The 26226-nt window shown below is 70.0% G+C and carries 28 protein-coding genes; 15 read left to right on the top strand and 13 right to left on the bottom strand.

The annotated features are described in order from the left end of the window. Positions 1 to 4 precede the first annotated feature (4 nt). Positions 5 to 769 carry an MOSC domain-containing protein gene (locus tag ACLF3G_RS04725; RefSeq protein WP_430668185.1) on the bottom strand — a complete coding sequence of 255 codons (765 nt, stop codon included), beginning with the start codon at positions 767 to 769 and terminating at the stop codon, positions 5 to 7. Positions 770 to 885: 116 nt separating this feature from the next. Between ACLF3G_RS04725 and clpB the strand changes: the two genes are divergently transcribed. Next, positions 886 to 3486, top strand: a complete 2601-nt coding sequence (gene clpB / locus ACLF3G_RS04720) for an ATP-dependent chaperone ClpB (RefSeq protein WP_430668184.1) — start codon at positions 886 to 888, stop codon at positions 3484 to 3486. On the opposite strand, the gene ACLF3G_RS04715 is transcribed toward clpB, so the two are convergent. The 3 genes from ACLF3G_RS04715 to ACLF3G_RS04705 are packed head-to-tail and all read right to left on the bottom strand — an operon-like array spanning position 3471 to position 7266. Further along, on the bottom strand, positions 3471 to 5831 hold the full coding sequence (locus tag ACLF3G_RS04715; RefSeq protein ID WP_430668183.1) for a methyl-accepting chemotaxis protein: 2361 nt from the start codon (positions 5829 to 5831) through the stop codon (positions 3471 to 3473). The two genes, clpB and ACLF3G_RS04715, sit on opposite strands and share 16 nt — an antisense overlap. A 55-nt stretch (positions 5832 to 5886) precedes the next feature. Beyond that, positions 5887 to 6621: a transglycosylase SLT domain-containing protein gene (locus tag ACLF3G_RS04710; RefSeq protein WP_430668182.1), complete on the bottom strand. Its 735-nt coding sequence runs from the start codon at positions 6619 to 6621 to the stop codon at positions 5887 to 5889. A gap of 39 nt (positions 6622 to 6660) precedes the next feature. Further along, positions 6661 to 7266, bottom strand: coding sequence for a hypothetical protein (locus ACLF3G_RS04705; RefSeq protein WP_430668181.1), 606 nt, complete (start codon positions 7264 to 7266; stop codon positions 6661 to 6663). A gap of 167 nt (positions 7267 to 7433) precedes the next feature. Here ACLF3G_RS04705 and mmsB point away from each other — a divergent pair, with 167 nt between their 5' ends. Further along, entirely contained in the window at positions 7434 to 8306 is an 873-nt protein-coding gene (mmsB, locus tag ACLF3G_RS04700) for a 3-hydroxyisobutyrate dehydrogenase (RefSeq protein WP_430668180.1), read from the top strand. 37 nt (positions 8307 to 8343) lie between these two features. Here the strand turns inward: mmsB and ACLF3G_RS04695 are convergent, their stop codons facing one another. From ACLF3G_RS04695 to ACLF3G_RS04675, 5 genes are all read right to left on the bottom strand, one after another. After that, on the bottom strand, positions 8344 to 8661 hold the full coding sequence (locus tag ACLF3G_RS04695; RefSeq protein ID WP_430668756.1) for a 5'-nucleotidase: 318 nt from the start codon (positions 8659 to 8661) through the stop codon (positions 8344 to 8346). 40 nt (positions 8662 to 8701) lie between these two features. Beyond that, positions 8702 to 9268, bottom strand: a complete 567-nt coding sequence (locus tag ACLF3G_RS04690; RefSeq protein ID WP_430668179.1) for a 5'-nucleotidase — start codon at positions 9266 to 9268, stop codon at positions 8702 to 8704. A gap of 258 nt (positions 9269 to 9526) precedes the next feature. Further along, entirely contained in the window at positions 9527 to 10783 is a 1257-nt protein-coding gene (locus ACLF3G_RS04685) for a DNA polymerase IV (protein ID WP_430668178.1), read from the bottom strand. Between the two features lie 27 nt (positions 10784 to 10810). Then, positions 10811 to 11173, bottom strand: a complete 363-nt coding sequence (locus tag ACLF3G_RS04680; protein WP_430668177.1) for a hypothetical protein — start codon at positions 11171 to 11173, stop codon at positions 10811 to 10813. Next, positions 11170 to 12045, bottom strand: coding sequence for an ROK family protein (locus ACLF3G_RS04675; protein WP_430668176.1), 876 nt, complete (start codon positions 12043 to 12045; stop codon positions 11170 to 11172). Before ACLF3G_RS04675 ends, ACLF3G_RS04680 begins: the two co-directional genes overlap by 4 nt. Positions 12046 to 12120: 75 nt before the next feature. Between ACLF3G_RS04675 and ACLF3G_RS04670 the strand changes: the two genes are divergently transcribed. The 7 genes from ACLF3G_RS04670 to ACLF3G_RS04640 are packed head-to-tail and all read left to right on the top strand — an operon-like array spanning position 12121 to position 18309. Beyond that, positions 12121 to 12366, top strand: a complete 246-nt coding sequence (locus tag ACLF3G_RS04670; protein ID WP_430668175.1) for a sulfurtransferase TusA family protein — start codon at positions 12121 to 12123, stop codon at positions 12364 to 12366. Further along, the gene (locus ACLF3G_RS04665) at positions 12363 to 13292 is read left to right on the top strand and encodes a histone deacetylase family protein (RefSeq protein ID WP_430668174.1); all 930 of its coding nucleotides are present in this window, start codon (positions 12363 to 12365) and stop codon (positions 13290 to 13292) included. Before ACLF3G_RS04670 ends, ACLF3G_RS04665 begins: the two co-directional genes overlap by 4 nt. Positions 13293 to 13334: 42 nt before the next feature. Then, on the top strand, positions 13335 to 13586 hold the full coding sequence (locus tag ACLF3G_RS04660; RefSeq protein ID WP_430668173.1) for an exodeoxyribonuclease VII small subunit: 252 nt from the start codon (positions 13335 to 13337) through the stop codon (positions 13584 to 13586). Further along, positions 13586 to 14497 (top strand): polyprenyl synthetase family protein, encoded by a 912-nt coding sequence (locus ACLF3G_RS04655; protein ID WP_430668755.1) that lies wholly within the window; start codon positions 13586 to 13588, stop codon positions 14495 to 14497. Before ACLF3G_RS04660 ends, ACLF3G_RS04655 begins: the two co-directional genes overlap by 1 nt. A gap of 5 nt (positions 14498 to 14502) precedes the next feature. Further along, entirely contained in the window at positions 14503 to 16425 is a 1923-nt protein-coding gene (gene dxs / locus ACLF3G_RS04650; RefSeq protein ID WP_430668172.1) for a 1-deoxy-D-xylulose-5-phosphate synthase, read from the top strand. 1 nt (position 16426) lies between these two features. Then, the gene (locus tag ACLF3G_RS04645; protein WP_430668171.1) at positions 16427 to 17563 is read left to right on the top strand and encodes a mandelate racemase/muconate lactonizing enzyme family protein; all 1137 of its coding nucleotides are present in this window, start codon (positions 16427 to 16429) and stop codon (positions 17561 to 17563) included. Next, the gene (locus ACLF3G_RS04640; protein ID WP_430668170.1) at positions 17563 to 18309 is read left to right on the top strand and encodes a TlyA family RNA methyltransferase; all 747 of its coding nucleotides are present in this window, start codon (positions 17563 to 17565) and stop codon (positions 18307 to 18309) included. The genes ACLF3G_RS04645 and ACLF3G_RS04640 overlap by 1 nt, the downstream gene beginning before the upstream one ends. Positions 18310 to 18320: 11 nt before the next feature. Here ACLF3G_RS04640 and ACLF3G_RS04635 read toward each other — a convergent pair whose 3' ends face one another. Continuing rightward, positions 18321 to 18500, bottom strand: a complete 180-nt coding sequence (locus ACLF3G_RS04635; RefSeq protein WP_430668169.1) for a hypothetical protein — start codon at positions 18498 to 18500, stop codon at positions 18321 to 18323. Between the two features lie 194 nt (positions 18501 to 18694). On the opposite strand from ACLF3G_RS04635, the gene ACLF3G_RS04630 reads away from it, so the two are divergent. Both ACLF3G_RS04630 and ACLF3G_RS04625 read left to right on the top strand, forming a co-directional pair. Further along, complete coding sequence (locus ACLF3G_RS04630; protein ID WP_430668168.1) at positions 18695 to 19468, top strand: enoyl-CoA hydratase/isomerase family protein; 774 nt, start codon at positions 18695 to 18697, stop codon at positions 19466 to 19468. 71 nt (positions 19469 to 19539) lie between these two features. After that, positions 19540 to 21144, top strand: coding sequence for an ABC transporter substrate-binding protein (locus ACLF3G_RS04625; RefSeq protein ID WP_430668167.1), 1605 nt, complete (start codon positions 19540 to 19542; stop codon positions 21142 to 21144). A 58-nt stretch (positions 21145 to 21202) separates the two neighbouring features. Here ACLF3G_RS04625 and ACLF3G_RS04620 read toward each other — a convergent pair whose 3' ends face one another. From ACLF3G_RS04620 to ACLF3G_RS04610, 3 genes are all read right to left on the bottom strand, one after another. Next, a complete protein-coding gene (locus ACLF3G_RS04620; protein WP_430668166.1) occupies positions 21203 to 22792 on the bottom strand; it encodes a diguanylate cyclase in 1590 nt (529 codons plus the stop codon). Between the two features lie 131 nt (positions 22793 to 22923). Beyond that, positions 22924 to 23136, bottom strand: coding sequence for a DUF2945 domain-containing protein (locus ACLF3G_RS04615; RefSeq protein WP_430668165.1), 213 nt, complete (start codon positions 23134 to 23136; stop codon positions 22924 to 22926). Positions 23137 to 23148: 12 nt separating this feature from the next. Then, a complete protein-coding gene (locus ACLF3G_RS04610; protein ID WP_430668164.1) occupies positions 23149 to 24156 on the bottom strand; it encodes an SDR family oxidoreductase in 1008 nt (335 codons plus the stop codon). A gap of 92 nt (positions 24157 to 24248) precedes the next feature. On the opposite strand from ACLF3G_RS04610, the gene ACLF3G_RS04605 reads away from it, so the two are divergent. The 4 genes from ACLF3G_RS04605 (at position 24249) to ACLF3G_RS04590 (ending at position 26217) form a co-directional block, all read left to right on the top strand. Further along, on the top strand, positions 24249 to 24470 hold the full coding sequence (locus ACLF3G_RS04605) for a DUF3008 family protein (protein ID WP_430668163.1): 222 nt from the start codon (positions 24249 to 24251) through the stop codon (positions 24468 to 24470). 117 nt (positions 24471 to 24587) lie between these two features. After that, positions 24588 to 24815 carry a DUF2171 domain-containing protein gene (locus ACLF3G_RS04600; protein WP_430668162.1) on the top strand — a complete coding sequence of 76 codons (228 nt, stop codon included), beginning with the start codon at positions 24588 to 24590 and terminating at the stop codon, positions 24813 to 24815. 87 nt (positions 24816 to 24902) lie between these two features. Beyond that, complete coding sequence (locus ACLF3G_RS04595) at positions 24903 to 25376, top strand: hypothetical protein (protein WP_430668161.1); 474 nt, start codon at positions 24903 to 24905, stop codon at positions 25374 to 25376. Between the two features lie 37 nt (positions 25377 to 25413). Continuing rightward, complete coding sequence (locus tag ACLF3G_RS04590; protein WP_430668160.1) at positions 25414 to 26217, top strand: class II aldolase/adducin family protein; 804 nt, start codon at positions 25414 to 25416, stop codon at positions 26215 to 26217. Positions 26218 to 26226: the final 9 nt, after the last annotated feature.

Genomic DNA, 26226 nt, shown 5'->3' with positions numbered 1-26226 from the left:
AAGATCAGGCCAGCAGTTCAGCCTGCACCGGCTCCAGCGCATCGCCCAGCGCAACCCGCCCGCCCTCCAGCACCTCCGCATAGACGCCCATGTCGGCGTGGCCGAAATGCTCCCGCAGCCATTTCTGCGGCTTGGCGTCGCGTTCAGCGGTCTCCGGGTTCACTTCCGTCGCCGGGCAGCGTTGGGTGCGCTTGAACACCCGCAGCCGGGCGCCGCCGAGCAGGATCTCCCGGCCGATCCAGTCGAATTCGGCGAAGGGCCTGCCGCCCGCTACATGGATGTTGGCGCGGAAACGGATCGGGTCGAGCGTCATGCCCACCTTCTCCTCCAGCGCCCGCACCGAATTCAGGCCCAGGATGGACACCGCCTTGGCGGCGATGTCGGTGAAGGCGTGGCCCGGCGCCTCGGCGAAGCGCAGGGCGCCGCGGGCTTCCTCGCCCAGGTAGCCGGTCATCCAGGCCGCGGCGGCGCTGCGGCCGGCCTGCGTGCGCAGATCGGCCTCGAAGGCCGGTGCCGGCGGGGCGTGCAGGCGCAGGAGGCCGGCATCGTAGCCGGCGCGGATAGCGGCGATGCGGGCATTCGCCATCAGGCAGGCGAAATGGCGCTTCTGCAGCCACACTGGCGCGGCCGGGTCGAAGGGGCTGTCGCCCTGGGCGAAGGCGAAGCGGCGATCATCCGGCAGGCCCTCCCCGGGCCGCAGTTCCACCGCTTCCATCGCCTCGGGCGACAGGCCCTTCACGGGGTAGCGGGAGATCCGTTCAACGCGCATGCCGAAAGCCCTTGAAGCGTTGCGCCTGGACTTACCACATCACGGGGGAAGGCGACGCCCTCGCGGCCCGATCGGGGGCGGGGGACGCCAGTCCGCTCAAGAGAGGGACAAGTGGGATGGACATCGAGAAATTCACCGACCGCGCCCGGGGCTTCCTCCAGGCCGCGCAGACCATCGCGATTCGCGAATTCCACCAGCGTGTCACGCCGGAACACCTGCTGAAGGCGCTGCTCGACGATGAGCAGGGCGCGGCGGCCGGGCTGATTCGTGCCGCCGGTGGCGACCCCAACGCCGCCAAGCAGGCGGTGGATGCCGAGATCGGCCGCCAGCCCAAGGTGCAGGGCGCCGGCGCCGGGCAGCCGCAATTCACCCCCGACATCGTCCGCGTGCTGGATGCGGCGCAGCAGGCCGCTCAGAAGGCCGGCGACAGCTTCGTGGCGCAGGACCGGCTGCTGGTGGCGCTGGCCGCCAGCGACGGCCCCTCCGGCCGCGCGCTGCGCGCTGCCAAGGCGGACCCGGCCCGTCTGGAAGCCGCCGTCGCGACGCTGCGCAAGGGCCGCACCGTGGACAGCCAGAACGCGGAGGAGCAGTTCGAGGCACTGAAGAAATACGCGCGGGATCTCACCGCCCTGGCCCGCGAGGGCAAGCTCGACCCGGTCATTGGCCGCGACGAGGAAATCCGCCGCACCATCCAGGTGCTGGCGCGCCGCACCAAGAACAACCCGGTGCTGATCGGCGAACCCGGCGTCGGCAAGACCGCCATCGTGGAAGGCCTGGCGCTGCGCATCGTCCGCGGCGACGTGCCGGAGGCGCTGAAGGACAAGCGCGTGATGGCGCTCGACCTCGGCAGCATGGTCGCCGGCGCGAAATACCGCGGCGAGTTCGAGGAACGGCTGAAGGGCGTGCTGAAGGAGGTCGAGGAGGCCGCCGGCGACATCGTGCTGTTCATCGACGAGATGCACACGCTGGTCGGCGCCGGCAAGGCGGATGGCGCGATGGACGCCTCCAACCTCATCAAGCCGGCGCTGGCCCGCGGCGAACTGCACTGTGTCGGCGCCACCACGCTCGATGAATACCGCAAGCATGTCGAGAAGGACGCGGCGCTGGCGCGGCGCTTCCAGCCGGTGATGGTGGGCGAGCCCTCGGTCGAGGACACCGTCTCCATCCTGCGCGGCATCAAGGAGAAGTACGAGCTGCACCACGGCGTCCGCATCACGGATGGCGCGCTGGTGGCGGCCGCGACGCTGTCCAACCGCTACATCACCGACCGCTTCCTGCCGGACAAGGCGATCGACCTGATGGACGAGGCGTCCTCCCGCCTGCGGATGCAGGTGGACAGCAAGCCGGAGGAGCTGGACGCGATCGACCGCGACCTGATGCGCCTCAAGATCGAGCGCGAGGCGCTGCGCAAGGAATCCGACAGCGCCAGCAAGGATCGGCTGCTGAAGCTGGAGAAGGAGCTTTCCGAGCTGGAGGAGCGCTCCAACGAGATGACCAGCCGCTGGGCCGCGGAGAAATCCCTGGTGGTCGAGAGCCAGAAGCTGAAGGAGGAGCTGGACCGCGCGCGGACCGACTTCGAGCTGGCGCAGAACCGCGGCGACCTGGCGAAAGCCTCCGAACTCCGCTTCGGCGTCATCCCGCAGCTGGAGAAGAAGCTGGCGGAAGCCGGTGATGGCGATGCGCGCCTGGTGAACGAGGCGGTGACGGAGGAAGCCATTGCCGCCGTCGTCTCCCGCTGGACCGGCATTCCGGTCGAGAAGATGCTGGAAGGCGAGCGCGCCAAGCTTCTCAAGATGGAAGACCAGTTGCGCAAGCGCGTGGTCGGCCAGGAGGAAGCGCTGGAGGCGGTGGCCAAGGCCGTGCGCCGGGCGCGGGCCGGGTTGCAGGACCCGAACCGGCCCATCGGTTCGTTCCTGTTCCTCGGCCCGACCGGCGTCGGCAAGACCGAATTGGTGAAGTCGCTGGCGAACTTCCTGTTCGACGACGAGCGCGCCATGACCCGGATCGACATGTCCGAATTCATGGAGAAGCACGCCGTCGCCCGGCTGATCGGCGCCCCGCCCGGCTATGTCGGCTATGAGGAAGGCGGCACGTTGACGGAGGCGATCCGCCGCCGCCCCTACCAGGTGATCCTGTTCGACGAGGTGGAGAAGGCCCACGACGACGTCTTCAACATCCTGCTGCAGGTGCTGGACGATGGCCGCCTGACCGATGGCCAGGGCCGGACCGTGGATTTCCGCAACTGCATCATCGTGCTGACCAGCAACCTGGGCAGCCAAGCCATCGCCGAACTGCCCGAATCCTCGGACATCGAGGCGGCGCGGCCGGCGGTGATGCGGGCGGTGCGGGACCGCTTCCGGCCGGAATTCCTCAATCGGCTGGACGAGGTGGTGCTGTTCCGGCGGCTGGCACGCAGCGACATGGCGGCGATCGTGGAGATCCAGCTGCGTGGTCTGCGGAAGCTCCTGGAGGACCGCAAGATCATGCTGGACCTGGACGACAGCGCGCGGGAATGGCTGGCGGAGGCCGGTTACGACCCGGCCTACGGCGCCCGCCCGCTGAAGCGCGTCATCCAGCGCAACCTGCAGGACAAGCTGGCCGGCCTGCTGCTGGAAGGCACGCTGCATGACGGCACCCACCTGCTGGTCTCCGCCAGCCCGGACGGGCTGGAGGTGCGGCCGGTTGGACTGACGTCGGAGGCTCAGGCCGCCGCCTGAGTCCGGCGCGGCTCCGTCAGCGCCACCAGGCGCTGGCGGGTCGCTGCGTCGAGCCCCTCCAGCCGTCCCCGTACGATTCCGCCGGCAGCGTCCACCACCACCAGGGTCGCGTCGAGGCTCAGCGCCGGCACGCGCAGTGCGATGCGTGCGCCTTCGAGGAACGGGATCTCGGTTTCCAGGGCAATGCCGGTCTCCGAGATGTCGACGACCTGCGCCGGCGTGCTGGACCCGGCCAGGTGGGCCGGGGTCGGGTAGGACAGGCGCTGCGCGCCACGGCGCTCCAGCTCCGGGGTCGCCGTGCGCACGACCTGGACCAAGCCGCGGCTGAGGTCGGCCACGGCGGCGCTGGCATTGGCGGTTTCTGTCCGCACCTCCGTCAGCAGCGCATCGGCACGGCTGGTTTCCCGCGAAACCTCGGCGATGCGAACCGCCACCTCCCGCGCCGCATCGGTGGTCTGGGCGATGATTCCAGCGATCTCCCGCGTCGTGAGCGCCTGCTGTTCCACCGCGCCGGCGATGGCCGCGGCCGCCACGTCCATCTCCGCCACGGCATTGGCGATATCGGTCACCGCCGCCGTCGCGGCTTCGGTCGCCGTGCCGACTTCCGCCACCTGGCGAGCGATGTCCTCGGTCGCGCGGGCGGTCTGCGTCGCCAGTTGCTTCACCTCCCCGGCCACGACGGCAAAGCCCTTGCCCGCCTCGCCGGCCCGCGCGGCCTCGATGGTGGCGTTCAGGGCCAACAGGTTCGTGCGGGCGGCGACATCGGCGATCAGCGCCGCGGCACCGCCGATCCTGCCGACCGCATCGGCCAGCCCGCGGATGGCGTCGGCACCGCGCACGCCCAGCGCGGCCGCGCCGCTGGCCGCGGCCGCAGTGCGCCGGACCTGTTCCGAGATTTCTCCGATCGAGGCCGTCATTTCCTCCGTCGCCGCGGCGACCGACTGCGCCGCCGTCAGGGATTCCTCCGCCGCCGCCGCCACGGTGGTGCCATCCCGGGCAATGCGGGCGGTGGAGGCGCCGACGGCATCGGCGCTGCTGCACAGCATCCGCATGCGGTCGGAGACGTGGTCCACCGCGGTGCGCACGGACCGGTCCACGCGGTCCGCCATGCCCTGCAACGCGGCGGTGCGCTCCGCCGCGGCGGCCTCACGCTGGGCCGCCACGGCGTCCTCCGCCCGTCGCGCTGTCAGCGAGATCTGCCGCAGCGCCTCTGCCGCGGCCAGCACGTCGTCGATCTCGTCGGTCCCGCGCGCACCCACCGCACGGCGCTGCGCCACCGGGTGGTCGAGCCGGCCATCCGCGACGGCACGCAACGCCGCCACCGCGCCCCGCAGCGGCCGCACCAGCGCGCGGCCGAGCCAGATCACCAGCGCCGCGATCAGCCCGAGGGCCAGGACCTGGAAGCCGAAATCCATCCAGAGCAACCGCTGCTGCGTCGCGGCACGCTCGGCGAGCCCTTGCGCCAGGTGGTGCGCCACGATCCGCTGGGCGGCGACCACCGCCTCGATAGCGCGGGTGGAGGCTGCGAACCAGGCCGGGGCGGTGACCGGATAGGCCGTGTTGGCATCGGCGGCCGCGAGCACGGCGTGGCGCAGCGGCAGCAGCGCGTCCCGCCAGGTCGCGAGGCCGGCCTCCAGCGCCGTCGCGACCTCCGGCGGCAGGCCCTCCGCCAGGCTCTCGGCGGCGGAGATCGCCGCCGTGGTGCGTGCGGCATAGCCGCCGAGGGCGCGCTGTTCCGCGGCCTGGGGCACGCGCCCGGCGCTGATCAGCCCGTTCAGGATGGCGCGTTCCCGCCCCGATTGTTCCGCAAGATCGGCCAGCGCGCTGCGCACCGCGCCGAGGCGGGCGCTGGGGTCGACCGTCATCGTCCGCGCCTCGATCGTCTGGCGCAGCGCGGTGATGGCGGCGATCTGTTCGGTGGTGGCGGCGAACCAGGCGGGGGGCGTGGCCAGGTCGCGGCTGGCATCCACGCCGGCGCGCATCGCATCCACCGCGGCGCGGGCGGCACGCAGGCGGTCCAGGGCGGGCGCCAAGGCCTCCGGCGCGTCGAACCCGGCCAATGCCCGGTCCATCGCCGCCAGCCCGAGCGCCCGTCGTGCCAGCAGGATCTGCCGTGTTTCTGGCGACGCCCCGCCGGGGTTGGCGAGCAATCCCATCGTGGCGCCGCGTTCCACCGCGAAGGCCACCGCGGCCTCCACCAGTTCGGAGACCCTCGCCTCCGCCTGCGCCTGTTGCTGGAGCCGGTGGGCGCCGCGCCAGGCATCCAGGCTGTCCTGGCCGAGCAGGAAGGCAAGCAGGGTGCCGAGCAACAGGACCGGCAGGAGGATTTTTGGGCGCAGGGACATGAGGCGGCCTTCGGCTAAGCGGCGGTCACCCTGTGCGAAATTTCCTAACCTCAGGTTATCGCCGGGCCAGCAACAGGCCGCGGGCGCGCCCGGCGATGGGCACCGGCAGGCTGCGATAGGCGTCCATCCCGCGCCCCGCCGTGCCGGCCGGGGCGGCGAGGACCGCCGCGCGCTCCGCCCCGTTGGACAGGCCGGCGCCACCGCGGGGCCCGGGCGGCACGGCGCCGGCCAGCGCCGCGGGCAGCGCCACCGGCGGGTGCGGCCGGCCCTGTTCCTGCGCCCAGGCGGCCAGCACCCGGGCCCGGTAGGGCTCCGCCCGTTCCGGCGTCTGGGAATGGTAGGCGGCGGCGGCGCGGGTCCAGTCGTTGCGGGTGGCGTTCAGCTCCGTCAGGAAGCGGGCGGCGTAGGTGGCGTTGGTCAGCGGGTCGAAGGCGGCGTTGAGGTTGGCGAAGGCCTCCGGATGGTGGCGCAGGTTCACCTGCATGCAGCCGATGTCGATCGAGCGCATGCCGCCGGCCTGCAGGGCCTGCACCCCGGCAATGGCTGCCGCCTTGGTGGGGAAGAATTGCCCGCGCCCCTCGGCATTGATGGTCCAGGGCCAGGGGTGGAAGGCGCCGGTCTGCGGATCCGGCCGCCCGGATTCGACGCGGCCGATGGCCATCAGCAACTGCGGCGGCAGGCCGGCGGCGCGTTCGGCGGCCTGGATGGCGGCGCGGCACAGCAGGCCGGGTTCCGCCCTGGCGGCGGGCGCGGCGAGGATCAGCAGGCAAAGCAGGGAGAACATGCGCATGGCCCGCGCACCGCAAGCCGCGTGCCAGGGGTCGCCGGTTCAGGGCGGCGGTGGCGCGGCCTCCGCCGCCGGCAGCGGCGCGGCTTCCACGGTCGGCACCGCGGCGGCGGGCGGCGCCAGCAGGCCGCCGGCCGGTGCGGGTGCGGGCGTGGGTGTGGGTGTGGGCGCCGGCGCCGGCGCGGCGGGCTCCGGCAGGGTCTGGGTGTAGTCCGGCACGATGCGTGCCTGCGCGCCGGCGATGACCAGCACGCGTTCGCCGATGGCCAGCGGAATCTCGTCCCGCTGCGTCACGGACAGCAATTCGCCGTTGGTCTTGCGGACGATGTATTCCATCGCCGTGGTGTTGCCCGCCACGCGTTCCGTCGCCGCGCCGAACAACCCGCCGACCAGCGCACCGCCGACCGCGCCGATGGCGCCTGTCATGTTGCCGCCCCCGGCCTGGGAGCCGACGATGCCGCCCGCCGCGCCGCCGGTGGCAGCCCCGGTGGTGCCTTCCGCCGTCACGGTGACGCGGCGCTGGCCGATGATGACGGCCTGTTCCACGCGGTTCATCTGCTGCACGGCGCTGGTGGCGTAGTCGTCCGGCGAGTAGCTCGGCCGGCAGCCGGCCAGGACGAGAAGGAGGAGGAGGGAGATGCGGGCCATGGCCGCGTTGCTTAGGCCAGCCGGCCCCGCCCTGTCACCCTCCGCCATCCCCCGCCCCCCTCCAAGCGCCGGCTTCATTCCGCGCCCGGATTGCGGCTTCATGCGGGCGGGTGACGAGGGCGCGGCGGCGTCCTAGCCTTGCCGCCACAACGCGGGAGAAGGCGGCCATGGCACGCATCGGCTTCATCGGGCTCGGCAACATGGGCGCCCCGATGGCGCGCAACCTGGTGCGCGCGGGCCACGCGGTTTCGGTCTTCGACCTGTCCGCGGCCGCGATGCAGGCGGTACCCGGCGCCACCCCGGCCGAGAGCGCCGCCGCCGCCGCGCTGCAGGCCGAATTCGTCTTTACCATGCTGCCCGAGGGCCGCCACGTGCGCGACGCACTGCTGGGGGCGGGCGGCGTCGCGGCCGCGAGCCCGGAGGACGCGGTGCTGGTGGATTGCTCCACCATCGACGTGGCGACGGCGCGCGCCCTGGCGGCGGAAAGCGGCCGCTTCTTCCTGGATGCGCCGGTGTCCGGCGGGGTGATGGGGGCGGAGGCCGGGACGCTGACCTTCATGGTGGGCGGCGATTCGACTGCTTTCGCCGCCGCCGAGCCCATCCTGGCGCAGATGGGCCGCGCCGCGATCCATTGCGGTCCGGCGGGGGCGGGGCAGGCGGCCAAGGCCTGCAACAACATGATGCTGGCGGCGACCATGATCGTGACCGCCGAGGCCTTCGTGCTGGCCGAAAGCCTCGGGCTTTCGCACCAGGCGCTGTTCGACGTGGCCTCGAAGTCCTCCGGGCAGAGCTGGAGCCTGACGACCTATTGCCCGGTGCCGGGGCCGGTGCCGGGGAGCCCGGCCAACCGGGATTATGCGCCGGGGTTTGCGGCGAGCCTGATGCTGAAGGATCTGGGGCTGGCGGTGGGGGCGGCGCAGGCGGGTGGCGTGGCGACGCCGATGGGGAGACGGGCGCTGGAGGTTTTTGAGGAGATGGTGGAAAAGGGGGGTGGGGCAAAGGATTTTTCAGGGGTCGTAAGTATCTTGCGTGGCCTATGATAACTGGACCCGCAGCGCTTTCAGAAAGTCTACTACGCTAGTTATTCCTGATACCAAACGGTATGTGGACGCATGGTGTGCTTTCTGCTGCGGGCTTCAAGTGTCCAAGTTGGTCATCGAAAAAGATTTGGGGTTTCATGATATCTAGGATATTTTTCTTCTCGATGCCTCCTAAGAAAAATAACTCGTCGGGCTCGATTCCCAAGTGCGTCATGGTATTTATTAGACGTTCGTGAGCCGGAGCGTTTCGTGCTGTAACTATAGAAATTCTAACTGCTTTGTCAGGGCTGTTCCCGCGATGAGAGTTGAGCTTTTCCATCTTCTGTATGCTCGAGATTTTCTGTAGAAGGGGCATCAATGGCCCGTCTTTCAACGGCTTATCTTTATTTTCCGATTCATGATAGTAGAACAAGGGGGAGGCCGCCGTTTGCATATTTGGCTTCAGCTTCATCGTCCACAATCACTCCATCGAAATCGAACGCAATGCGCAATTGAGTGTCGTCTAGCCCGTCAATGGCGGGGCAAGGAAGTACATGACCCGCGGGATACCCTAACTGGATTGCGGTTCTCACTTCATCTCTTTTTGTGGTCAGGTAAAGACAGGCATTGAATGCCTTCATGTAGGGATATGGCGCCTCTCCGGAACGAAAAAGTGTTCTTGTTATATCTAGTCCGTAATATCGGAGGGCATCCATCATTCGTAGGCCTGCCTGCGGATCATTTCTAGAAAGAATGATAACTTCAACAGGTGCTTGCTCAGGAAAAATCTTATTTAGGTGAAGCAGCCTTTTTATGAATGGGAAAGCTGCGCCGGGTTTAGGCGCGCGGTGTCTGTTTTGAATTTGATATGCCCGGAAGGCATCAATGCCATCGTTCAGAAAAATTGAATGCTCTTGCGAAAAGTCGAAAAGCGCCGAGGACGATATTGCTACAACGAGTTTATCTTCTAGAGAATACGCCATAAGGACTTCCTAAAGTATACCCTAGTATATTGAAACGATCTCGAGATATGTCAAGCCGAGATTTGACGCCGTGCAAGGCTCACCATACAGAACGAGAAACTGTATCAACAAAGTCTTCATCGATTTGAGTTTAGTTACGGCTCCTGTCAGTGATGTGCTAGTCAGAAAAGGCCGTTCTAATTAAATGTAGAATAGGGATCTAGCGGCGGTTTTGCTGCCTGGAAAAGGCAACTGGCTGCAAGATCTTCAGTTTCAATTCTATTGCTTCTTTTTAAGTATTCTTCCACTCACCACCGCCTCCTCCCCGAACCGCGCCCGCAGCTTCTGCACCGCCGCCCACCGCACCGCCCGCCGCGCCGCCTCCGGGTCCGCAAGGTCCGGCAGATCCGCCGTATCCCCCGGCGCCAGCGGTTGCGTCCCCACGCCGATCAGCCGGAAGGCCGTGCCGGACACCTCCTTCGCCAGCATCGGCTGCGCCGCCCGGAACAGCATTTCGGGCAGTTTCGTCGGCCGCCCCAGCCGCACCGTCCGCGTCCGGCTTTCGAACCCAGCCGTCTTCAGCTTCAGCACCACCCCCGCCGCCGCCAGTCCCTTTTCCGAAAGCCGGCGGCCGAGCTTCTCGCACAGTCGCCACAGCGGCACTTCCAGTTCCGCCAGGGTGCGCAAATCGGTGTCGAAGGTCGTCTCGGCCGAGATGCTCTTGACCGCCCGCGCGGGGTCGACGCGCCGCGTATCCTCGCCGCGGGCGCGCGCGGCGAGGCTCGGCCCATCCTCGCCGAAGCGCCGCGCCGCCTCCCGCACCTCCAGCGCCGCCAGTTGCCCGAGCCGGGTGAAGCCGGCGTTGGCCAGCTTCTTCGCCAGCGCCGGGCCCACCCCCGGCAGCAGCGTCACCGGCTGCTCCGCCAGCCAGTCCCGCGCCTCATCCCCCATCACGGCAAATCCGCGCGGCTTGTCGCGTTCCGCGGCCAGCTTCGCCAGCAGCCGGTTGGGCGCCAGGCCGATGGAGACGGTGATTCGCAGCCGCCGCTCCACCTCCCGCGCGAAGCGGGCCAGGACCAGGGCCGGCGGGGCGCGGTGCAGGGCCTCGGTCCCGCTCAGGTCCAGCACCGCCTCGTCGATCGACAGCGGCTGCACCAGCGGCGTCAGCGCCTCCATCATCTCCCGCATCTCGCGCGCCACGGCGACGTATTTCGCCATGTCCGGCTTGATGACGACGGCGTCCGGGCAGGCCGCGAGCGCCTTGAACATTGGCATGGCGCTGCGCACGCCGCGGGTCCGCGCCACGTAGCAGGCCGCCGAGACCACGCCGCGCCGCCCGCCGCCGACGATCACCGGGCGGGTGAGCAATTCGGGGCGGTCGCGCTTCTCGACGCTGGCGTAGAAGGCGTCGCAGTCGATATGGGCGACTGAAAGCCGGAACAGCGCCGCGTGCCGGACGATGCGGCGGCTGCCGCAGGCGGGGCAGGTGGCACCGGGCGGGTCGCGGGCCAGGCAGTCCCGGCAGAGGGAGGGCATCAGCGGCTCCGCCCCGGGGAGGGCATCTCAGCGCCGCCGCAGGAAGGGCAGCGCCAGCAGCCAGGCCAGCAGCAGCAGGCCGGGCAGGTGTTCGGCGAGGCCGCGCGGAGTGCGATCCAACGCCGCGGCCTGGAACAGCAGGGACAGCGCGGCCTCCGCCAGCAGCACCACCGCCAGCGCCACGCCGGCAACCACGGCGCGCTCGGCGTTGGTCAGGGGCGGGCGAAGGGCGAGGCCGGCGGCCAGCCACAGCAGCACGGCCATCGCCGCGGCCTCGAGCCAGGCGGCCGGGACGCCGCCGAGGCGCGGTGCCAGCAGCAACTCCCGCACCGGGCCGAGCACAGCCCCGGCGCCGAAGGCCAGCCCGCCCAGCGCCAGGCCCTGCCTCACCACAGCCGCGCGGCGCCGAGCACGCCGGAACTGTCGCCCTGCCGCGCCGCGAGGATCGGGGTGGCGAAGGTATCGGAGAAGACGTGGCGCGGGATCAGCCGGGGCAGCGCCTCAACCAGATGCGCCATGTTGGACAGCCCGCCGCCGAGCAGGATCACATCCGGGTCCAGCAGGTTCACGACGGAGGCCAGGGCGCGCGCCAGCCGCTCCACATGCCGGTCCAGCGCCGCCTGCGCCCGGGTGTCGCCGGCGGCGGCGCGGGCGGGCAGCGCGCTCGCATCGCGGGCGCCGGGGCCATCGGCATCGGCGGCCAGTGCCGGGCCACACAGGAAGGTCTCGATGCAGCCGCGCTGGCCGCACCAGCAGGCGGGGCCGGGGTGTTCGGCCGCGGTCATCCAGGGCAGCGGGTTGTGGCCCCATTCGCCGGCGACGCGGTTGCGGCCTTCCACCAGCCGCCCGCCCGCCACCAGGGCGCCGCCGACGCCGGTGCCGAGGATGACGGCGAAGCCCGTGCCCGGATGGCCGTGCAACTCGCTGAGCGCCAGGCAATTGGCGTCGTTGGACAGCCGCACCGGCCGGCCGAGCCGGGCCGCCAGGTCGGCGCCCAATGCGCGGCCGTTGAGGAAGGTGGAATTGGCGCCGCGGATCAGCCCGGTGGCCGGGCTTTCGCTGCCGGGGATGCCGATGCCGATGCTGGCCTGCGTCCCGATCTCAGCCTCCGCCGCCGCCACCATCTCGGCGATGCGGGCGATGGTTGCCGCGTAGTCGGGCGGGGTCGGAAGGCGGCGGCGCAGGCGCAGGATGCCGCCGGGGTCGAGCGCCGCGACCTCCACCTTGGTGCCGCCGAGATCGATGCCGATGCGCCAGGACATGGCCGCAAGGTGGCGCCCGGCGCGCCGCGGGGCAAGCGCTTGCCTTCATCCGGCGGGGGTGGTGGAATCTCGCGGATGAGCGAGACGTTGCTGGATGTCCAGGGCCTGACCTGCCCCTTGCCGGTCCTCAAGGCCAACAAGGCCCTGCGCGGCCTCGCGCCCGGTGCCCGGCTGGTGGTGCTGGCGACGGACCCGGCCAGCGTGAAGGATTTTCGCGCCTATGCCGCGGAGACGGGGCATGCGCTGGTGGGGTTCTCGGAGGAGAAGGGGCTGTACCGCTTCACGCTCCGCAAGCGCGAGGATGCGGCGCCGACACCATGAGCGTGCTCCTGTTCACCCACCTGGCCTGCCTGCGCCACGACCCGGGCGAGGGCCATCCGGAATGCCCGGACCGGCTGCGCGCCGTGCTGCGCGCCCTGGATACCGAGGAATTCGCCAGCCTGATCCGGGCGGAGGCCCCGCTCGCGACGGTGGAACAGCTTCTGCGCGTGCATCCGGCCGGCTACGTCGATGCCATCCTCGGCATCCGGCCGGAGGGGGAAGAACGCGTCGCGCTCGACGCCGATACGGTGATGAGCGCGGGCAGCGCCGAGGCTGCCTTGCGGGCCGCGGGGGCCGCGATTGCCGGGGTGGATGCGGTGTGCCGGGGCGAGGTGCGCCGGGTGTTCTGCGCCACCCGCCCGCCCGGCCACCATGCCGAGCCGAAGCGCCCGATGGGCTTCTGCCTGTTCGCCACCGCCGCGATCGCCGCGCGCCATGCCCAGGCAGCGCACGGCCTGGCGAAGGTCGCCGTGGTGGATTTCGACGTGCACCACGGCAACGGCACCCAGGCCTGTTTCGAGGCTGATGCCACCCTGTTCTATGCCAGCAGTCACCAGTGGCCCTGCTACCCCGGCACCGGCGACAGCCACGAAACCGGGGTGGGCAACATCCTGAACGCCAAGCTGCCGCCCGGCGCGGATGGCCCTGCCTTCCGCGCCGCCTGGCGGGACCGGCTGTTGCCCGCGCTTGACAGTTTCGCCCCCGACCTCATCCTCGTGTCAGCCGGATTTGACGCGCATGCCGCCGACCCCTTGGCGCAGCTCCGGGTGCGGGAGGCGGATTTCGACTGGTTGACCACCGAACTCTGCGCCCTGGCGGAAAAGCACAGCGAAGGCCGTCTGGTGAGCCTGCTGGAAGGCGGCTACGACCTGGAGGCGCTGGCCCTGTCCACCGCCACCCATGTGAGGGCCCTGATGCGGGCCTGAGCAAGCGGTGTTTGATTTTGCTTCCCATGGAAGACCAAGTTGATGTCAACTCAGCCTGACACTACGACCCCCGTCGCCGCCCTCTCCTTTGAGGATGCGCTGGCGGAACTGGAGGGGATCGTGAAGGACCTGGAAGCGGGCAAGGGACGTCTGGAGGAAGCCGTGGCCGCCTATGAACGCGGCGCAGCGCTGCGCCGCCATTGCGAGGCGAAGCTGGCGGAGGCGGAGGCCAAGGTGCAGGCCATCGTGGAATCCGCGCCCGGCCAGGCCGGCAGCCTGCGGGACATGGCATGATGCCGGACACCCAGCCCATCTCGGCCCTGCGCACTGCCCTGGCCGAGGCCGCCGCCGAGATCGACGTCGCGCTCGACCAGATCCTGCCGCCGGAGGAAGGGCCGGAGGCGCCGCTGCTGGCCGCCATGCGCTACGCCGTCATCGGCGGCGGCAAGCGGCTGCGCGGCTTCCTGGTGCTGGAAGGCGCGAAGCAGTTCGGTGTCTCCCGTCAGGCGGCGCTGCGGGTGGCGGCGGCGATCGAGATGCTGCACGCCTATTCGCTGGTGCATGACGACCTGCCGGCGATGGACGACGACGATCTGCGCCGCGGCAAGCCCACTTTGCACAAGGCCTACGACGAGGCCACCGCCATCATCGCGGGCGACGCGCTGCAGGCGCTGGCCTTCGGCACGCTGGCGGATGAGGAGACGCATTCGGACCCGGCCGTGCGCGTCGAGCTGGTCCGCTGCTTGGCCCGCGCGGCCGGCGCACGGGGCATGTGCGGCGGGCAGATGCTGGACATGCTGGCGGAAGCCTCGGGCGAGGTGCTGGACGAGGCGCATGTCGGCCGGCTGCAACTGTTGAAGACGGGACGGCTTATTGAGTTCTCGGCCGAGGCCGGCGCGATCCTTGGCAAGGCGCCGCCACCCTTGCGCCATGCTTTGGCCGCCTATGGCAGGGATATCGGCGCGGCGTTCCAGATCGCGGATGATCTATTGGACGCAACAGCAACGCCGGCGCAAACCGGTAAACGTACGGGTAAGGACGCGGAGGCCGGCAAGGCGACGCTGCTCGGTATCCTGGGCCTGGAACGGGCGCGGATGCAGGCGGAACGCCTGGTGGACCAGGCGCGTCATCACCTGGACAGCCTGGGCGAGCGTGCCGACCTGCTGCGTGACCTCGCCGGCTACACCATCGAGAGGAAGAGCTGATAATCATGGCGCCACCGGTCACTCCCCTGCTGGATCGCGTCCGCGTCCCGGCCGATCTCCGCAACTATTCGGGGGAGCAGCTCAAGCAACTGGCCGAGGAATTGCGGGCGGAGACCATCGATGCCGTCAGCCAGACCGGCGGGCATCTGGGCGCCTCGCTCGGCGTGGTGGAGCTGACGGTCGCCGTACATGCGGTGTTCGAGACGCCGCGCGACCGGCTGATCTGGGACGTCGGCCACCAGGCCTATCCGCACAAGATCCTGACCGGCCGCCGCGACCGCATCCGGACGCTGCGGGTGGAGGGCGGGCTGTCCGGCTTCACCCGCCGGTCCGAATCGGAATACGATCCCTTTGGTGCCGCGCATTCCTCCACCTCGATCTCCGCCGGCCTCGGCATGGCGATGGCGCGCGACCTGAAGGGCGACGACCGGCATGTCATCGCCGTGATCGGCGATGGCTCGATGTCCGCCGGCATGGCCTATGAGGCGATGAACAATGCCGGCGCGGCCAAGGCGCGGCTGATCGTCATCCTCAACGACAACGACATGTCGATCGCGCCGCCCGTCGGCGCGATGAGCGCCTATCTGTCCAAGGTCGTCTCCTCCCGCCCGTTCCTGTCGGTGCGGGAGATGATGGCGAAGCTGGCCCGCCGCTTCCCGCGCCCGATCGAGCGCACCGCCCGCCGTGCCGAGGAATTCGCCCGCGGCCTGCTGACCGGCGGCACGCTGTTCGAGGAACTCGGCTTCTACTATGTCGGCCCGATCGACGGCCATGACCTCGACCACCTGCTGCCGGTGCTGCGCAACCTGCGCGATGCCGAGGATGCGCAGCCGATCCTGCTGCATGTCGTCACGCAGAAGGGCAAGGGCTACGCCCCCGCCGAAGCGAGCGCGGACAAGTACCACGGCGTGCAGAAGTTCAACGTCATCACCGGAGAGCAGGCCAAGGCCCCGCCTGGCCCGCCGAGCTACACCAAGGTGTTCGCCAATGCCCTGATCGCGGAGGCCGAGGCGGATGAACGCATCGTCTCGATCAACGCGGCGATGCCCGCCGGCACCGGGCTCGACCTGTTCGCCAAGAAATTCCCGCAGCGCTGCTTCGATGTCGGCATTGCCGAGCAGCACGCCGTCACCTGCGCCGCCGGCATGGCGACGGAAGGCCTGAAGCCCTTCGTCGCGATCTATTCCACCTTCCTGCAGCGCGCCTACGACCAGGTGGTGCACGACGTGGCGCTGCAATCCCTGCCGGTGCGCTTCGCCATGGATCGCGCCGGGCTGGTCGGCGCCGACGGCGCGACGCACGCCGGCAGCTTCGACATCGCCTATCTCGGCTGCCTGCCGAACATGGTGCTGATGGCGGCGGCCGATGAAGTCGAGCTGATGCACATGGTCGCCACCGCCGCGGTGATCGACGACCGGCCCTCCGCCTTCCGCTACCCGCGTGGCGAGGGCCTCGGCCTGACGCTGCCGGCGCGTGGCACGCCGCTCGAGATCGGCCGTGGCCGAGTGCTGCGGGAGGGCAATGCGGTGGCGATCCTGTCCTATGGCACGCGGCTCGCCGAATGCATGAAGGCGGCGGACGAACTGGCGGCGCAGGGGCTGACCTGCACCGTCGCCGACGCCCGCTTCGCCAAGCCGCTGGACACTGCGCTGGTGGAGCGCCTGGCGAAGCACCACGAGGTGCTGATCACCATCGAGGAAGGCTCGATGGGTGGCTTCGGCAGCCTGGTTGCGCATCACCTGCTGTGGAAGGGGCTGCTGGACGGCCAGACGAAGTTCCGGCCGATGACGCTGCCGGACACCTTCATCGACCACGCCGCGCCGAAGGTGCAGTACGACCAGGCCGGGCTCAACGCGCGCCATATCGTCGCCACCGCCCTGGCCGCGCTCGGCATGGAGACCGCCGAGGCCCTGCCGGCGCGCGCCTGACATGCGCGGCACGATCATCCGGTCCATCGTGCCACACGTCCTGATGGCGGATCTTGCCGAACCCTTCGCCTATTCCCAGGCCTGGTACCGCCGCCGCGGGGCCATGCTGGTGGAGGTGGTGACGGAGGACGGCATCATCGGCTGGGGCGAAGCCTTCGGGCCGCCCGAACTCACCGCGCCGATCTGCGCCTGGCTTGCCCCGCTGCTGGTTGGCCAGGATGCCATGGCGCGGGAGGCGCTTTGGCAGTCCCTGTACAACCGCCTGCGCGACCATGGCCAGCGCGGCCTGGTGGTGGAGGCGATCAGCGCGCTCGACATCGCGCTGTGGGACATCGCCGGCCAGGCGCTCGGCCTGCCGGTGCACCGGCTGATGGGCGGCCCGCTGCGGACCGAGGTGGACGCCTATGCCACGGGCTTCTACCGCCGCGAACGCCGCGACCACCTGCGCTATCTGACGGAGGAAGCCGAGGCGCGGCTGGAGGAAGGATTTGGCACGCTCAAGCTGAAGACCGGCTGGGGGCTGGCCGAGGATATTTCCCTCACGCGCGATTTCCGCCATGCCATCGGGCCGAATGTCGGGCTGCTGGTGGATTGTAACCACGCCTACGACGCGCCGGCCGCCATCGCCTTCGGCCGCGCCGTGGCGGATTGCGACATCGGCTGGTTCGAGGAACCGGTGCCGCCGGAGGATATCGAGGGCTACCTCGAGGTGAAGCGCGGCCAGCCGATCCCGGTCGCGGGCGGCGAGGCGTCCTTCACCCGCTGGGGCTTTCGCGAACTCATCCAGCGCCGCGCCGCCGACATCCTGCAGCCGGACGTGGCGGCCTGCGGCGGCATTTCCGAACTCAAGAAGATCGCCGACATGGCCAGCGCTTTCGGCGTGCGGGTCAACCCGCATGTCTGGGGCACCGGCGTCGCGCTGGCGGCGTCGCTGCACCTGCTGGCGGTGATCCCGGACAATCCGCCCGGCCTGTTCCCGCGCCCGCCGCTGCTGGAGTTGGACCGGTCGCCGCACCCGGTGCGCGACGCGCTGCTGGCGGAGCCGATCGGCTTTGCGGGTGGCCGGATGGCGGTGCCGCAGGGGCCCGGCCTCGGCATCACCATCGACCGTAGCGTCCTCACGCGCTTCGCCGCCTGATGGGTGCGACCCCAAAGCAGCGCGCCGATCAGGCCCTGGTGGACCGGGGCCTGGCGGAAAGCCGCACGCGGGCGCAGGCGCTGATCCTGGCCGGCAAGGTGTTCTCCGGCGAGGCAAGGGTCGGCAAGGCCGGCGACACGATCAAGGATGGCCAGCCGCTGGAGGTGCGCGGCCAGGACCATCCCTGGGTGTCCCGCGGCGGGGTGAAGCTGGCGCATGCGCTGGCGCATTTCGGGCTGTCCGCCCAGGGGCTGGTGGCGTTGGATGTCGGTGCCTCCACCGGCGGGTTCTGCGACGTGCTGCTGCATGGCGGCGCGGCGAAGGTCTATGCGGTGGATGTCGGCCACGGGCAGCTGGCCTGGAAACTGCGGAACGACCCGCGCATCGTGGTGATGGAACGCACCAACGCCCGCTACCTGGATTCGTCGAACATCCCGGAGCCGCCCGGCGCCGTGGTCTGCGATGCCAGCTTCATCGGCCTGCGCACCGTGCTGCCGGCCGCGCTCGACCTGGCCGCCCCAGGGGCCTGGGCGGTGGCGCTGATCAAGCCGCAATTCGAGGTGGGGCCGAATGTCGCCAAGGGTGGCGTGGTGCGCGATCCGCGGGTGCATGACAGCGTCTGCGCGCAGATCCGCAACTGGTGGGCCGCGCTGCCCGGCTGGAGCGTGATGGGGGTGGAGGCGAGCCCGCTGCTGGGGCCCGAGGGCAACCGGGAATTCCTGATCGCAGCCCGGCGGAAGGACTAGATACGCAAGGCCTAGCTGGCGCGCGGCGCGGTGCCGGGAAAGGTGGCGCGTGGTGCGGCGGGCAACGGCAGGCTCGGCCGGCTGATCTCGGCCAGCAGCGACCACACCTTGTGCGCGTCCATCTTGGTCTCGGGGTCGTTCAGAAGCCGGTCGAGTTCCGCCAGCTTCTGGTCCATCTCGCGCTCGGTCATCGATGTGTTCCCGCGGGAGCTGCCGGCCTGTCGCACCGCAGCATCAAAGCAGGAACGCGAGCTAAACGGTCAGGTTGCTTCTTCTTCCGAAATCACGAATCCGTGAGAATCCCGGTCGTGTACGGGTGCCTGATGGCCTGTGATCCGCGATGCATTGCCGCTATCCCGTCCCGGCCGCCAGTGACGGGAGTCCCATGTCCGAGACCGCCAACGACCACGTGCTCGCAGAGATCCGGTCCGGCATCCTGCTCATCACGCTTAACCGCCCGCGCCGCCTGAACGCCTGGGATGCGCCGATGCGCGCCCGACTGCTGGGCCTGCTGGCCGATGCCGCCGCCGACGCCGCGATCGAGGCGGTGGTGCTGACCGGGACGGGCACCCGCGCCTTCTGCGCCGGCCAGGACCTGAACGAGGGCGCGACCTTCGACGGCGACCGCGCCGAGGCCTGGATCGGGGAATGGGAAGGCTTGTACGGCGCCATCCGCGGCTTCGAGAAGCCGCTGGTCTGCGCGCTGAACGGCCTCGCCGCCGGGTCCGCCTTCCACGTCGCCCTGCTGTGCGACCTCCGCATCGGCCATGCCGGGTCCAGCCTGGGCCAGCCGGAAATCAACGCCGGCATGGTCAGCGCCATGGGCTTCTGGATCATCCGGGAGATGCTCGGCCTGTCCCGCGCCACCGAGCTGGTGCTGACCGGCCGCATGGTGCCGGCCGAGGAGTGCCACCGCATCGGCCTGCTGCACCACCTGGTGCCGGACGCCGAGGTGCTGCCGCGCGCCTTGGGCCTGGCGGCGGAGCTGGCCGCGAAGCCGAAGCTCGCCTACCGGCTGAACAAGGCGCGCATCCGCATGGCGACGCAGCCTGGCTTCGAGGACACCTTCCGCGCCGCCCGCGCCTTGCACCGGGAAGCCTTCACGGATGGCGAGCCGCAGCGGGTGATGCAGGGCTTCCTCGACAAGGCGAAGCCCTGACGGTCCGCCTGGACAGGCGCCACCCCGCCGAAGCATCCTGCCGCCCTGCCAAGACAGGGAAACAGGCAAACATGTTGCGTAAAACCTTCCGCGCCACGCTGAAGGGTGCCGTCGGCGCCCTCGCGCTGGGGGCGGTCCTTGCCGTCGCGCCGGCCGCGCTGTCGGCCTTCGCGCCGGCGCAGGCCAGCACCTTCACCTGGGCCACCGCCAACGACATCCTCGGCCTGGACCCGCACGCCAACAACCATGGCGTCACCAACGCCATGAAGTCCAACGTCTATGAGCCGCTCGTGCGGCGCGAGCCCGACGGCTCGCTCTCCCCATCGCTTGCCACGCGGTGGGAGATGACCTCCCCCACCACCTGGCGCTTCCACCTGCGCCAGGGGGTGAAGTTCCACGGCGGCGAGCCCTTTACCGCGGCCGACGTGGTGCATGCGGCGGAGCGCGTGAAGCAGAACGACATGGCCTATGTCGTGCAGTCCGTCGCCGCCGTGCGCGCCATCGACGATCACACGGTGGAATTCGAGACGCGCGGGCCGAACCCGATCCTGCTGCAGGACCTGACGCTGTTCTTCATCACCAGCAAGGCCTGGATCGAGGCGAACAACGCCATGGCCGTGGCGCGTGCCGGCCAGCCGGGCGCCACCAGCACCTTCGTGCAGCTCAACGCCAACGGCACCGGCCCCTTCCGCGTGACGGAGCGCCGGGCGGATGAGCGCACCGTGCTGGTGCCGAACCCGGAGTGGTGGGACCAGGCGGCGCACGGCATCACCCGCGCGGTGTTCCGCCCCGTCGCGAGCCCGCCGACCCGCGTCGCGGCGCTGCTGACCGGCGAGCTGGACGCGATGTACCACGTGCCGTTGCAGGACGTGCCGCGGGTGTCGCAGGCCCAGGGCCTCCGGCTGATCCAGGGGCCGACGGCGCGCAGCATCTACTTCGCCTTCGACGTCGCCCGCGCCGAGAACCTGGATGCGCCCGGCACGCCCAACCCGCTGCGCGACGTGCGCGTGCGCCGGGCGATCTACCAGGCGATCGACATGGGCACGATCACCCGTGTGATCCTGCGCAACTCCACCGTCGCCGCCGGCCTGCCCGTCGGTACGGCGATCAGCGGCTTCGTCGAGGCGCAGAATGCGCGCCTGCCCTTCGATGCCGCCGCATCCCGCCGCCTGCTGGCCGAGGCCGGCTTCCCGAACGGCTTCCCGCTGACCCTGAGCTGCCCGAACAACCGCTACGTGAACGACGAGGCGATCTGCCAGGCGGCCGTCGCGATGCTGCAGCGCATCGGCATCCAGGCGCGGCTGGACAGCATTCCCTTCGGCCGCTTCCTGCAGCGCGGTGCCAACAAGGAATACATGTTCTACCTGCTGGGCTGGACCCCGGGGAATTTCGACATCACCAACCCGGGCCGCGAGTTGCTCGGCGAGGGCTCGTTCAACTGGGGCGGCTTCCAGGACGACCGGATGGCGGAACTGCTGCGCCAGATCGCCGTCGAGACCGACCAGGCGAAGCGCCAGGACCTGGCGGGCCAGTACTGGGCGCGCTTCCAGGAAACGCTGCCGATGGTGCCGCTGCACCAGGAGCCGCAGATCTTCGGCGTGCGCGAGACCGTAGCGGAACTGCCGCTGCGGGCGAATGAGGACCTGGAACTGCGCCACGTCCGGATGCGGCGATAGGCGGTAAGCCCGCGCGGGAAGGTGCAACCTTCCCGCGCCTTGCATGACCCTGCGCCGGCTACCGTGACAGGTTGCTGGCGCGCATTTCCTGCGGCACGTCGCTGACCAGCCGCACCTCCACCCGGTTGCGGCCGCGCCCCTTGGCCAGGAACACCGCGGCATCGGCCCGGCGCAGCAGGTCCTGCGCCGCGGCATCGCCGGGCAGCAGGGCTGTGACGCCGAGGCTCGCCGTCAGGCGCGCCGGAACCTGGTCCGTCTCAAGGCGGAAGCTGTGCCGGGCAATGGCGGCGCGCAGCCCTTCGGCCAGGGCAGACGCTTCGGCGGGTCCGGCACCGGGCAGGGCGATGGCGAAGACCTCGCCACCCAGGCGCCCGAGGATGCCACTCCAGCCCTCCAGGTGGGCGGTGCAGATACGGGCGACGTCGCGCAGCGCCGCATCGCCGGCGGCATGGCCGCGCGTGTCGTTCAGCGGCCGGAAATGGTCGAGGTCCAGCACCAGCAGGGCCAGCGCTGCGCCGTCGTGCCGTGCCTTGGCGAAGGCGGCGTCCAGGCGGCGCAGGAAATGGCCGCGGTTGCCGATGCCGGTCAGGTCGTCCGTCTCCGCCCGGTGGCGCAGTTCCGCCGTGCGTGCCGCGACCTCCGCGACCAGGCGCGTGTTGCTGCTGGCGAGCCAGGTCTCGGCCTCCCGCCGCTCGCTCAGCAGGGCCATCAGCGCCAGCGCATTGGTCGCCATCAGCACGATCATCATGCCGACGGCGCGCAGCGGGTTGGCCACGGCCTCCGGCTGGAACGGGCCGAGGCCGGCCAGGGTGCCGATGGTCGCGACCACGGACACCACCGTCAGCAGCGTGTAGGCGGCGCGCAGGGAAATGCGCAGCGTCACCCAGGTGATGGGGATGGTCAGCAGGAACACCGCCTCCGGCTGCACCAGCCGGGCCTCGGCCGGCGGCAGCGCGAAGACCAGCGCGGTAAGGCCGGCGGTGGCCGCCAGCACGAGGCTATCGGCCGGCCCGGCGACCAGGCCGGGGCTCGCCGGCGTGCGCTCCGCGCCGAGCCACAGCATCAGCGCAGGGGCCGCGAAAAACACGCCGCCGGCATCGCTCAGCAGCCAGCCGGTGGCGACCGCGAAGGCGGCGTCCGGCGGCAAGCTGCCGGTGAATACCAGGGCCAGGGTGCCGCCACCGCTGGTGATCGCGGCGTGCAGCACCACGCTGCCGGCCAGGAAGCCGAACACGCCGCGCAGCCGGGTGAACAGGCCGGTGGGTGGCCGCAGTGCCCGGGTCAGTACGGCGCCGGCCAAGGGGCCCAGGCTGTTCGTCACGCCGATCAGCGCCGCCGTCGCCAGCGGTGCCGAAAGCAGCAGATGGTTCACCGCGAGGGCGCCGAGGAACAGCCCTGGCACCAGCCGGAAGCCGCCGATCAGGCAGGCCACGGTGGCGATGGCGGCCGGCAACCAGATGGGCGCCGGGAACAGCCCGAAGCGCGCGAAGAACACCCCAGCCGCCGCGCCGAGGCCGGCGTACAGCGCCGCCACCAGCAGGTTCGCGCCGATCAGGCCCCAGGCGCCCGCGCCCGCAATGAAGCGCGCGGCCGCCCCGCGCAGCTCCGCCGCGGGCGCCCCCTGCACCGGCTCGGCATGCTTCAGCACGGGATGGACAGGTGGCGCATGGGGAGATGGACCGCGGCATGTGACGGCGACCTACGATTGAGGCGCTCGCGGAGACCGAAGTCAAATACTGGCATCCGCACGGGGTTCACCGCAACATGGCAATCGCCGCTTCAGCTTCGGCGGCGCAGCGCCTCCGGCTTGTGAGCCGCCTTGGCGCCGGTCTTGTCGGATTCCACGATGTATTGCGGATCCTCCGGCGAGGCGGCGACCTTGTGGGACTTGATATGGGTCGGGCTGGTCTGCTTCCGCACCACCTCGCCCTGCGTGGTGCCCTGGCTGGTCTTCCACGCGACCTTGTCGCCGGGCTTCAGTTCATCGGTCATGTCGGTTTCTCCTCAGGGTCCGGGCCTGCCGCCGGTGCTGCCGAAGACGCCGCCGCTGGCGTAGCTGGCATCGTTGGCAGCGAGCATGACGTAGACCGGCGCCAGTTCCACCGGCTGGCCGGGCCGGCCGAGCGGCGACTCGGCGCCGAATTGCGGCAGCGCATCCGGCATCTGGCCGCCGCTTGGCTGCAGCGGTGTCCAGAACGGGCCCGGGGCCACGGCGTTCACCCGGATGCCGCGATCCGCCACCTGCTTCGCCAGCGCCTGGGTAAAGGCGATGATCGCGGCCTTGGTCGCGGAGTAGTCCAGCAGCATCGCCGGCGGGTCGTAGGCGACGACGGAAGCGGTGTTGATGATGGCGGAGCCAGGCGGCATGTGCGGCAGCGCCGCCTTGGTGATCCAGAACATCGCATAGGCGTTGGTGCGGAAGGTGGCGTCGAACTGGTCCGTGGTGATGTCGAGGATGCTGCGCTGCGCCGATTGCCGCGCGGCGTTGTTCACCAGGATGTCGAGGCCGCCCAGCTCGCGCCGGGCATCTTCCACCAGGCGTTCGCAGAAACCCTCATCACGAATGTCGCCGGGCAGCGCCACGGCCTTGCGGCCGGCGTCGCGGATCAGCGCCATCACCTCCCGCGCGTCCTCCTCCTCGGCCGGCAGATAGTTGATGGCGACGTCGGCACCCTCGCGTGCATAGGCGATGGCGGCAGCGCGGCCGATGCCGGAATCGCCGCCGGTCAGCAGCGCCTTGCGGCCGATGAGGCGTCCGGACCCGCGGATGCTGGTCTCGCCATGGTCCGGGCGCGGCTGCATCCGCGCGGCCAGGCCCGGCCATTCCTGTTCCTGCCTCGGGAAGGGCGGCTTCGGGAACTTCTCCCGCGGGTCGGTGAGGATGGGCTGCTGGCTGGCGGCCGGCGCGGGCTGCGCGCCGGCGGGCGTCGCTCCCATCAGCACCGGCGCGGCCGCTAGGCCGCCGCCAAGCACCAGGCGTCGGGAGGTGGCGGATTTCTCGTCGTCTGTCATCGGCGCTGGCTCCTGCTGGCCGTGTGCCTGCGCCAAAGCCTGCGGTGCGGGCGGGTTGCATCCGAGGCCGAGACGGATGCGCCGCTCATGCGTTGCAGCGGCAGGCAAGGCCCGAGGAGGATGACATGCCGGCAAAATCGCAGAAGCAGCAGAAGGCGGCGGGCGCGGCGCTGGCCGCCAAGCGTGGGGATGCACCGAAATCCAGCCTGAAGGGTGCATCGAAAAGCATGGCCGATTCGATGACGGAGAAGGAGCTGCACGACCTGGCTGCGGCGCCGCGAAGGAAATTGCCGGAGCCTGACACCAAGGATTGAACCGCGACCACGGAACGATCGTGTGCGGGCTGCATCCCGCGGGATCTTCAGCCGTTCCGGTGGCTCGGGCCCAGTGGCTCGGACCCGGTGGCTCGGGCATGGACAGGAACCCACGCGATGAGTGGCGATGAATTCCGCGATCCCTTGCCGGTCCTGGGAAGCGACGGCGCGCAAATCGGCATGCTGGAGCGCCTGGAAGGAGACCGCATCAGGCTGCGGCCGGCGCGGCACGGCATCACGCTGCCGGTCAGTGCCATCGCCTCCGTCTCCACTGCCGGGCTGCGGCTCAACATTCCGGCAGAACGGGCCAGGGCGCTGGCGGCGGGGGTCCGCGACCGTCGGTGATCGGCCTGCGGAACGGCCGCTCCCGCGCCCCAACCGGTTAGGCTGGTTGCCGTTGCCTGCTGCACCAGACTCAGCGGGAGCCCATCCATGAAGGCCGTCGTTTTCACGGCATCGGTGGTCGACAGCGAGATGCCGAAGCAGGGACCGGCCGCAGGGAAGGCGGAACAGCGGAAGGAGCAGTTCGCGCAGGAGGTGCGGCGGATCGGCGTGCAGCCGAAGCCCGCCAACGCGCAGTGGAAGCCCGGCGACGCGCCAGGCCAGGCGGCGACCCGGGCGGTGCAGACGCTGGCCAAGGCCGGCACGCTCGGCATCATCGGCGTCTATCCTCAGACCGACCGCTTCTTCCCGATCGCTACCGCGATGAACAAGAACCTCACCATCAACATGGGCAACTGCAACCACCGGACCTACATTCCCAAGTCGCTGGAGATGGTCGAGGGTGGCACGGTGGATGCGACGGCGGTGCTGTCGCAGGTCGAGCCGATGTCGGATGTGATCGCCGCCTGCAAAGAATTCGACCTGCGGCGGCCGGGCTGGATCAAGGTGGAGTTGAAGCCGTAGGCTATATCCCTCGCGCGACGAGGGAAGGAATCAAGCCATGGACCATGCAGCCCCGCGTTACCACACCGATTGGCCATCCATCCGGGATGAGGTGAGCAGCGCGGAATGGCAGGCGCGCCTCGACCTCGCGGCCTGCTACCGGCTGATGGACGCCTACGCGATGACGGACCTGATCTACAACCACATCACGCTGCGCATCCCCGGCACCGACCACCTGCTGATCAACCTGTATGGCCTGTTGTACCGCGAGATCACCGCGACCTCGCTGGTGAAGATCGACGTCGAGGGCAACATCCTGTGGAAGCCCGACACCGACTACGGCATCAACAAATCCGGCTACGTGATCCACGGCGCAATCCATAAGGCGCGGCCGGACGTGGCGGCGGTGATCCATACCCATACCCGCGCCGGCATGGCGGTCGCCGCGATGAAGTGCGGCCTGTTGCCGATGAGCCAGACGTCCATCCGCTTCGTCGGCCACCTCGGCTACCACGACTACGAAGGCCCGGCGGTGGACCTGTCCGAGCGCGAGCGCATCATAGCCGACCTCGGCGCACATGATGCGCTGGTGTTCCGCAACCACGGGCTGCTGACCTGCGGCGCGACCCTGCCGCAGGCCTTCAACACCATGTACCAGCTGGAGATGTCCTGCCGCGCCCAGGTGGATGCCATGGCGGCGCGCACCGAGCTGACGATGCCGGGCGAGGAAATTCTCTCCAAGACCGCGCATCTGTACCAGCCGGGCGCGCGGCGGCCCTACGGCGTGCTGGAATGGCACGCCATGCTGCGGCAGTTGGAGGCCGACCAGAAGAATTCTGGCTTCCCGCCCTACTGGGTCTGACGCGGATTC

The organism is Falsiroseomonas sp. HC035, assembly GCF_050563525.1.
Lineage (GTDB): Bacteria > Pseudomonadota > Alphaproteobacteria > Acetobacterales > Acetobacteraceae > Falsiroseomonas.
This window is presented reverse-complemented; position numbering and strand designations above follow the sequence as displayed.

Bases quoted from the DNA above. Each gene is read 5' to 3' on its own strand.
- ACLF3G_RS04725 (WP_430668185.1), bottom strand. From the start codon at position 769: ATGCGCGTTGAACGGATCTCCCGCTACCCCGTGAAGGGCCTGTCGCCC.
- clpB (WP_430668184.1), top strand. From the start codon at position 886: ATGGACATCGAGAAATTCACCGACCGCGCCCGGGGCTTCCTCCAGGCC.
- ACLF3G_RS04715 (WP_430668183.1), bottom strand. From the start codon at position 5,831: ATGTCCCTGCGCCCAAAAATCCTCCTGCCGGTCCTGTTGCTCGGCACC.
- ACLF3G_RS04710 (WP_430668182.1), bottom strand. From the start codon at position 6,621: ATGCGCATGTTCTCCCTGCTTTGCCTGCTGATCCTCGCCGCGCCCGCC.
- ACLF3G_RS04705 (WP_430668181.1), bottom strand. From the start codon at position 7,266: ATGGCCCGCATCTCCCTCCTCCTCCTTCTCGTCCTGGCCGGCTGCCGG.
- mmsB (WP_430668180.1), top strand. From the start codon at position 7,434: ATGGCACGCATCGGCTTCATCGGGCTCGGCAACATGGGCGCCCCGATG.
- ACLF3G_RS04695 (WP_430668756.1), bottom strand. From the start codon at position 8,661: ATGCCCCTTCTACAGAAAATCTCGAGCATACAGAAGATGGAAAAGCTC.
- ACLF3G_RS04690 (WP_430668179.1), bottom strand. From the start codon at position 9,268: ATGGCGTATTCTCTAGAAGATAAACTCGTTGTAGCAATATCGTCCTCG.
- ACLF3G_RS04685 (WP_430668178.1), bottom strand. From the start codon at position 10,783: ATGCCCTCCCTCTGCCGGGACTGCCTGGCCCGCGACCCGCCCGGTGCC.
- ACLF3G_RS04675 (WP_430668176.1), bottom strand. From the start codon at position 12,045: ATGTCCTGGCGCATCGGCATCGATCTCGGCGGCACCAAGGTGGAGGTC.
- ACLF3G_RS04670 (WP_430668175.1), top strand. From the start codon at position 12,121: ATGAGCGAGACGTTGCTGGATGTCCAGGGCCTGACCTGCCCCTTGCCG.
- ACLF3G_RS04665 (WP_430668174.1), top strand. From the start codon at position 12,363: ATGAGCGTGCTCCTGTTCACCCACCTGGCCTGCCTGCGCCACGACCCG.
- ACLF3G_RS04660 (WP_430668173.1), top strand. From the start codon at position 13,335: ATGTCAACTCAGCCTGACACTACGACCCCCGTCGCCGCCCTCTCCTTT.
- ACLF3G_RS04655 (WP_430668755.1), top strand. From the start codon at position 13,586: ATGCCGGACACCCAGCCCATCTCGGCCCTGCGCACTGCCCTGGCCGAG.
- dxs (WP_430668172.1), top strand. From the start codon at position 14,503: ATGGCGCCACCGGTCACTCCCCTGCTGGATCGCGTCCGCGTCCCGGCC.
- ACLF3G_RS04645 (WP_430668171.1), top strand. From the start codon at position 16,427: ATGCGCGGCACGATCATCCGGTCCATCGTGCCACACGTCCTGATGGCG.
- ACLF3G_RS04640 (WP_430668170.1), top strand. From the start codon at position 17,563: ATGGGTGCGACCCCAAAGCAGCGCGCCGATCAGGCCCTGGTGGACCGG.
- ACLF3G_RS04635 (WP_430668169.1), bottom strand. From the start codon at position 18,500: ATGACCGAGCGCGAGATGGACCAGAAGCTGGCGGAACTCGACCGGCTT.
- ACLF3G_RS04630 (WP_430668168.1), top strand. From the start codon at position 18,695: ATGTCCGAGACCGCCAACGACCACGTGCTCGCAGAGATCCGGTCCGGC.
- ACLF3G_RS04625 (WP_430668167.1), top strand. From the start codon at position 19,540: ATGTTGCGTAAAACCTTCCGCGCCACGCTGAAGGGTGCCGTCGGCGCC.
- ACLF3G_RS04615 (WP_430668165.1), bottom strand. From the start codon at position 23,136: ATGACCGATGAACTGAAGCCCGGCGACAAGGTCGCGTGGAAGACCAGC.
- ACLF3G_RS04610 (WP_430668164.1), bottom strand. From the start codon at position 24,156: ATGACAGACGACGAGAAATCCGCCACCTCCCGACGCCTGGTGCTTGGC.
- ACLF3G_RS04600 (WP_430668162.1), top strand. From the start codon at position 24,588: ATGAGTGGCGATGAATTCCGCGATCCCTTGCCGGTCCTGGGAAGCGAC.
- ACLF3G_RS04595 (WP_430668161.1), top strand. From the start codon at position 24,903: ATGAAGGCCGTCGTTTTCACGGCATCGGTGGTCGACAGCGAGATGCCG.
- ACLF3G_RS04590 (WP_430668160.1), top strand. From the start codon at position 25,414: ATGGACCATGCAGCCCCGCGTTACCACACCGATTGGCCATCCATCCGG.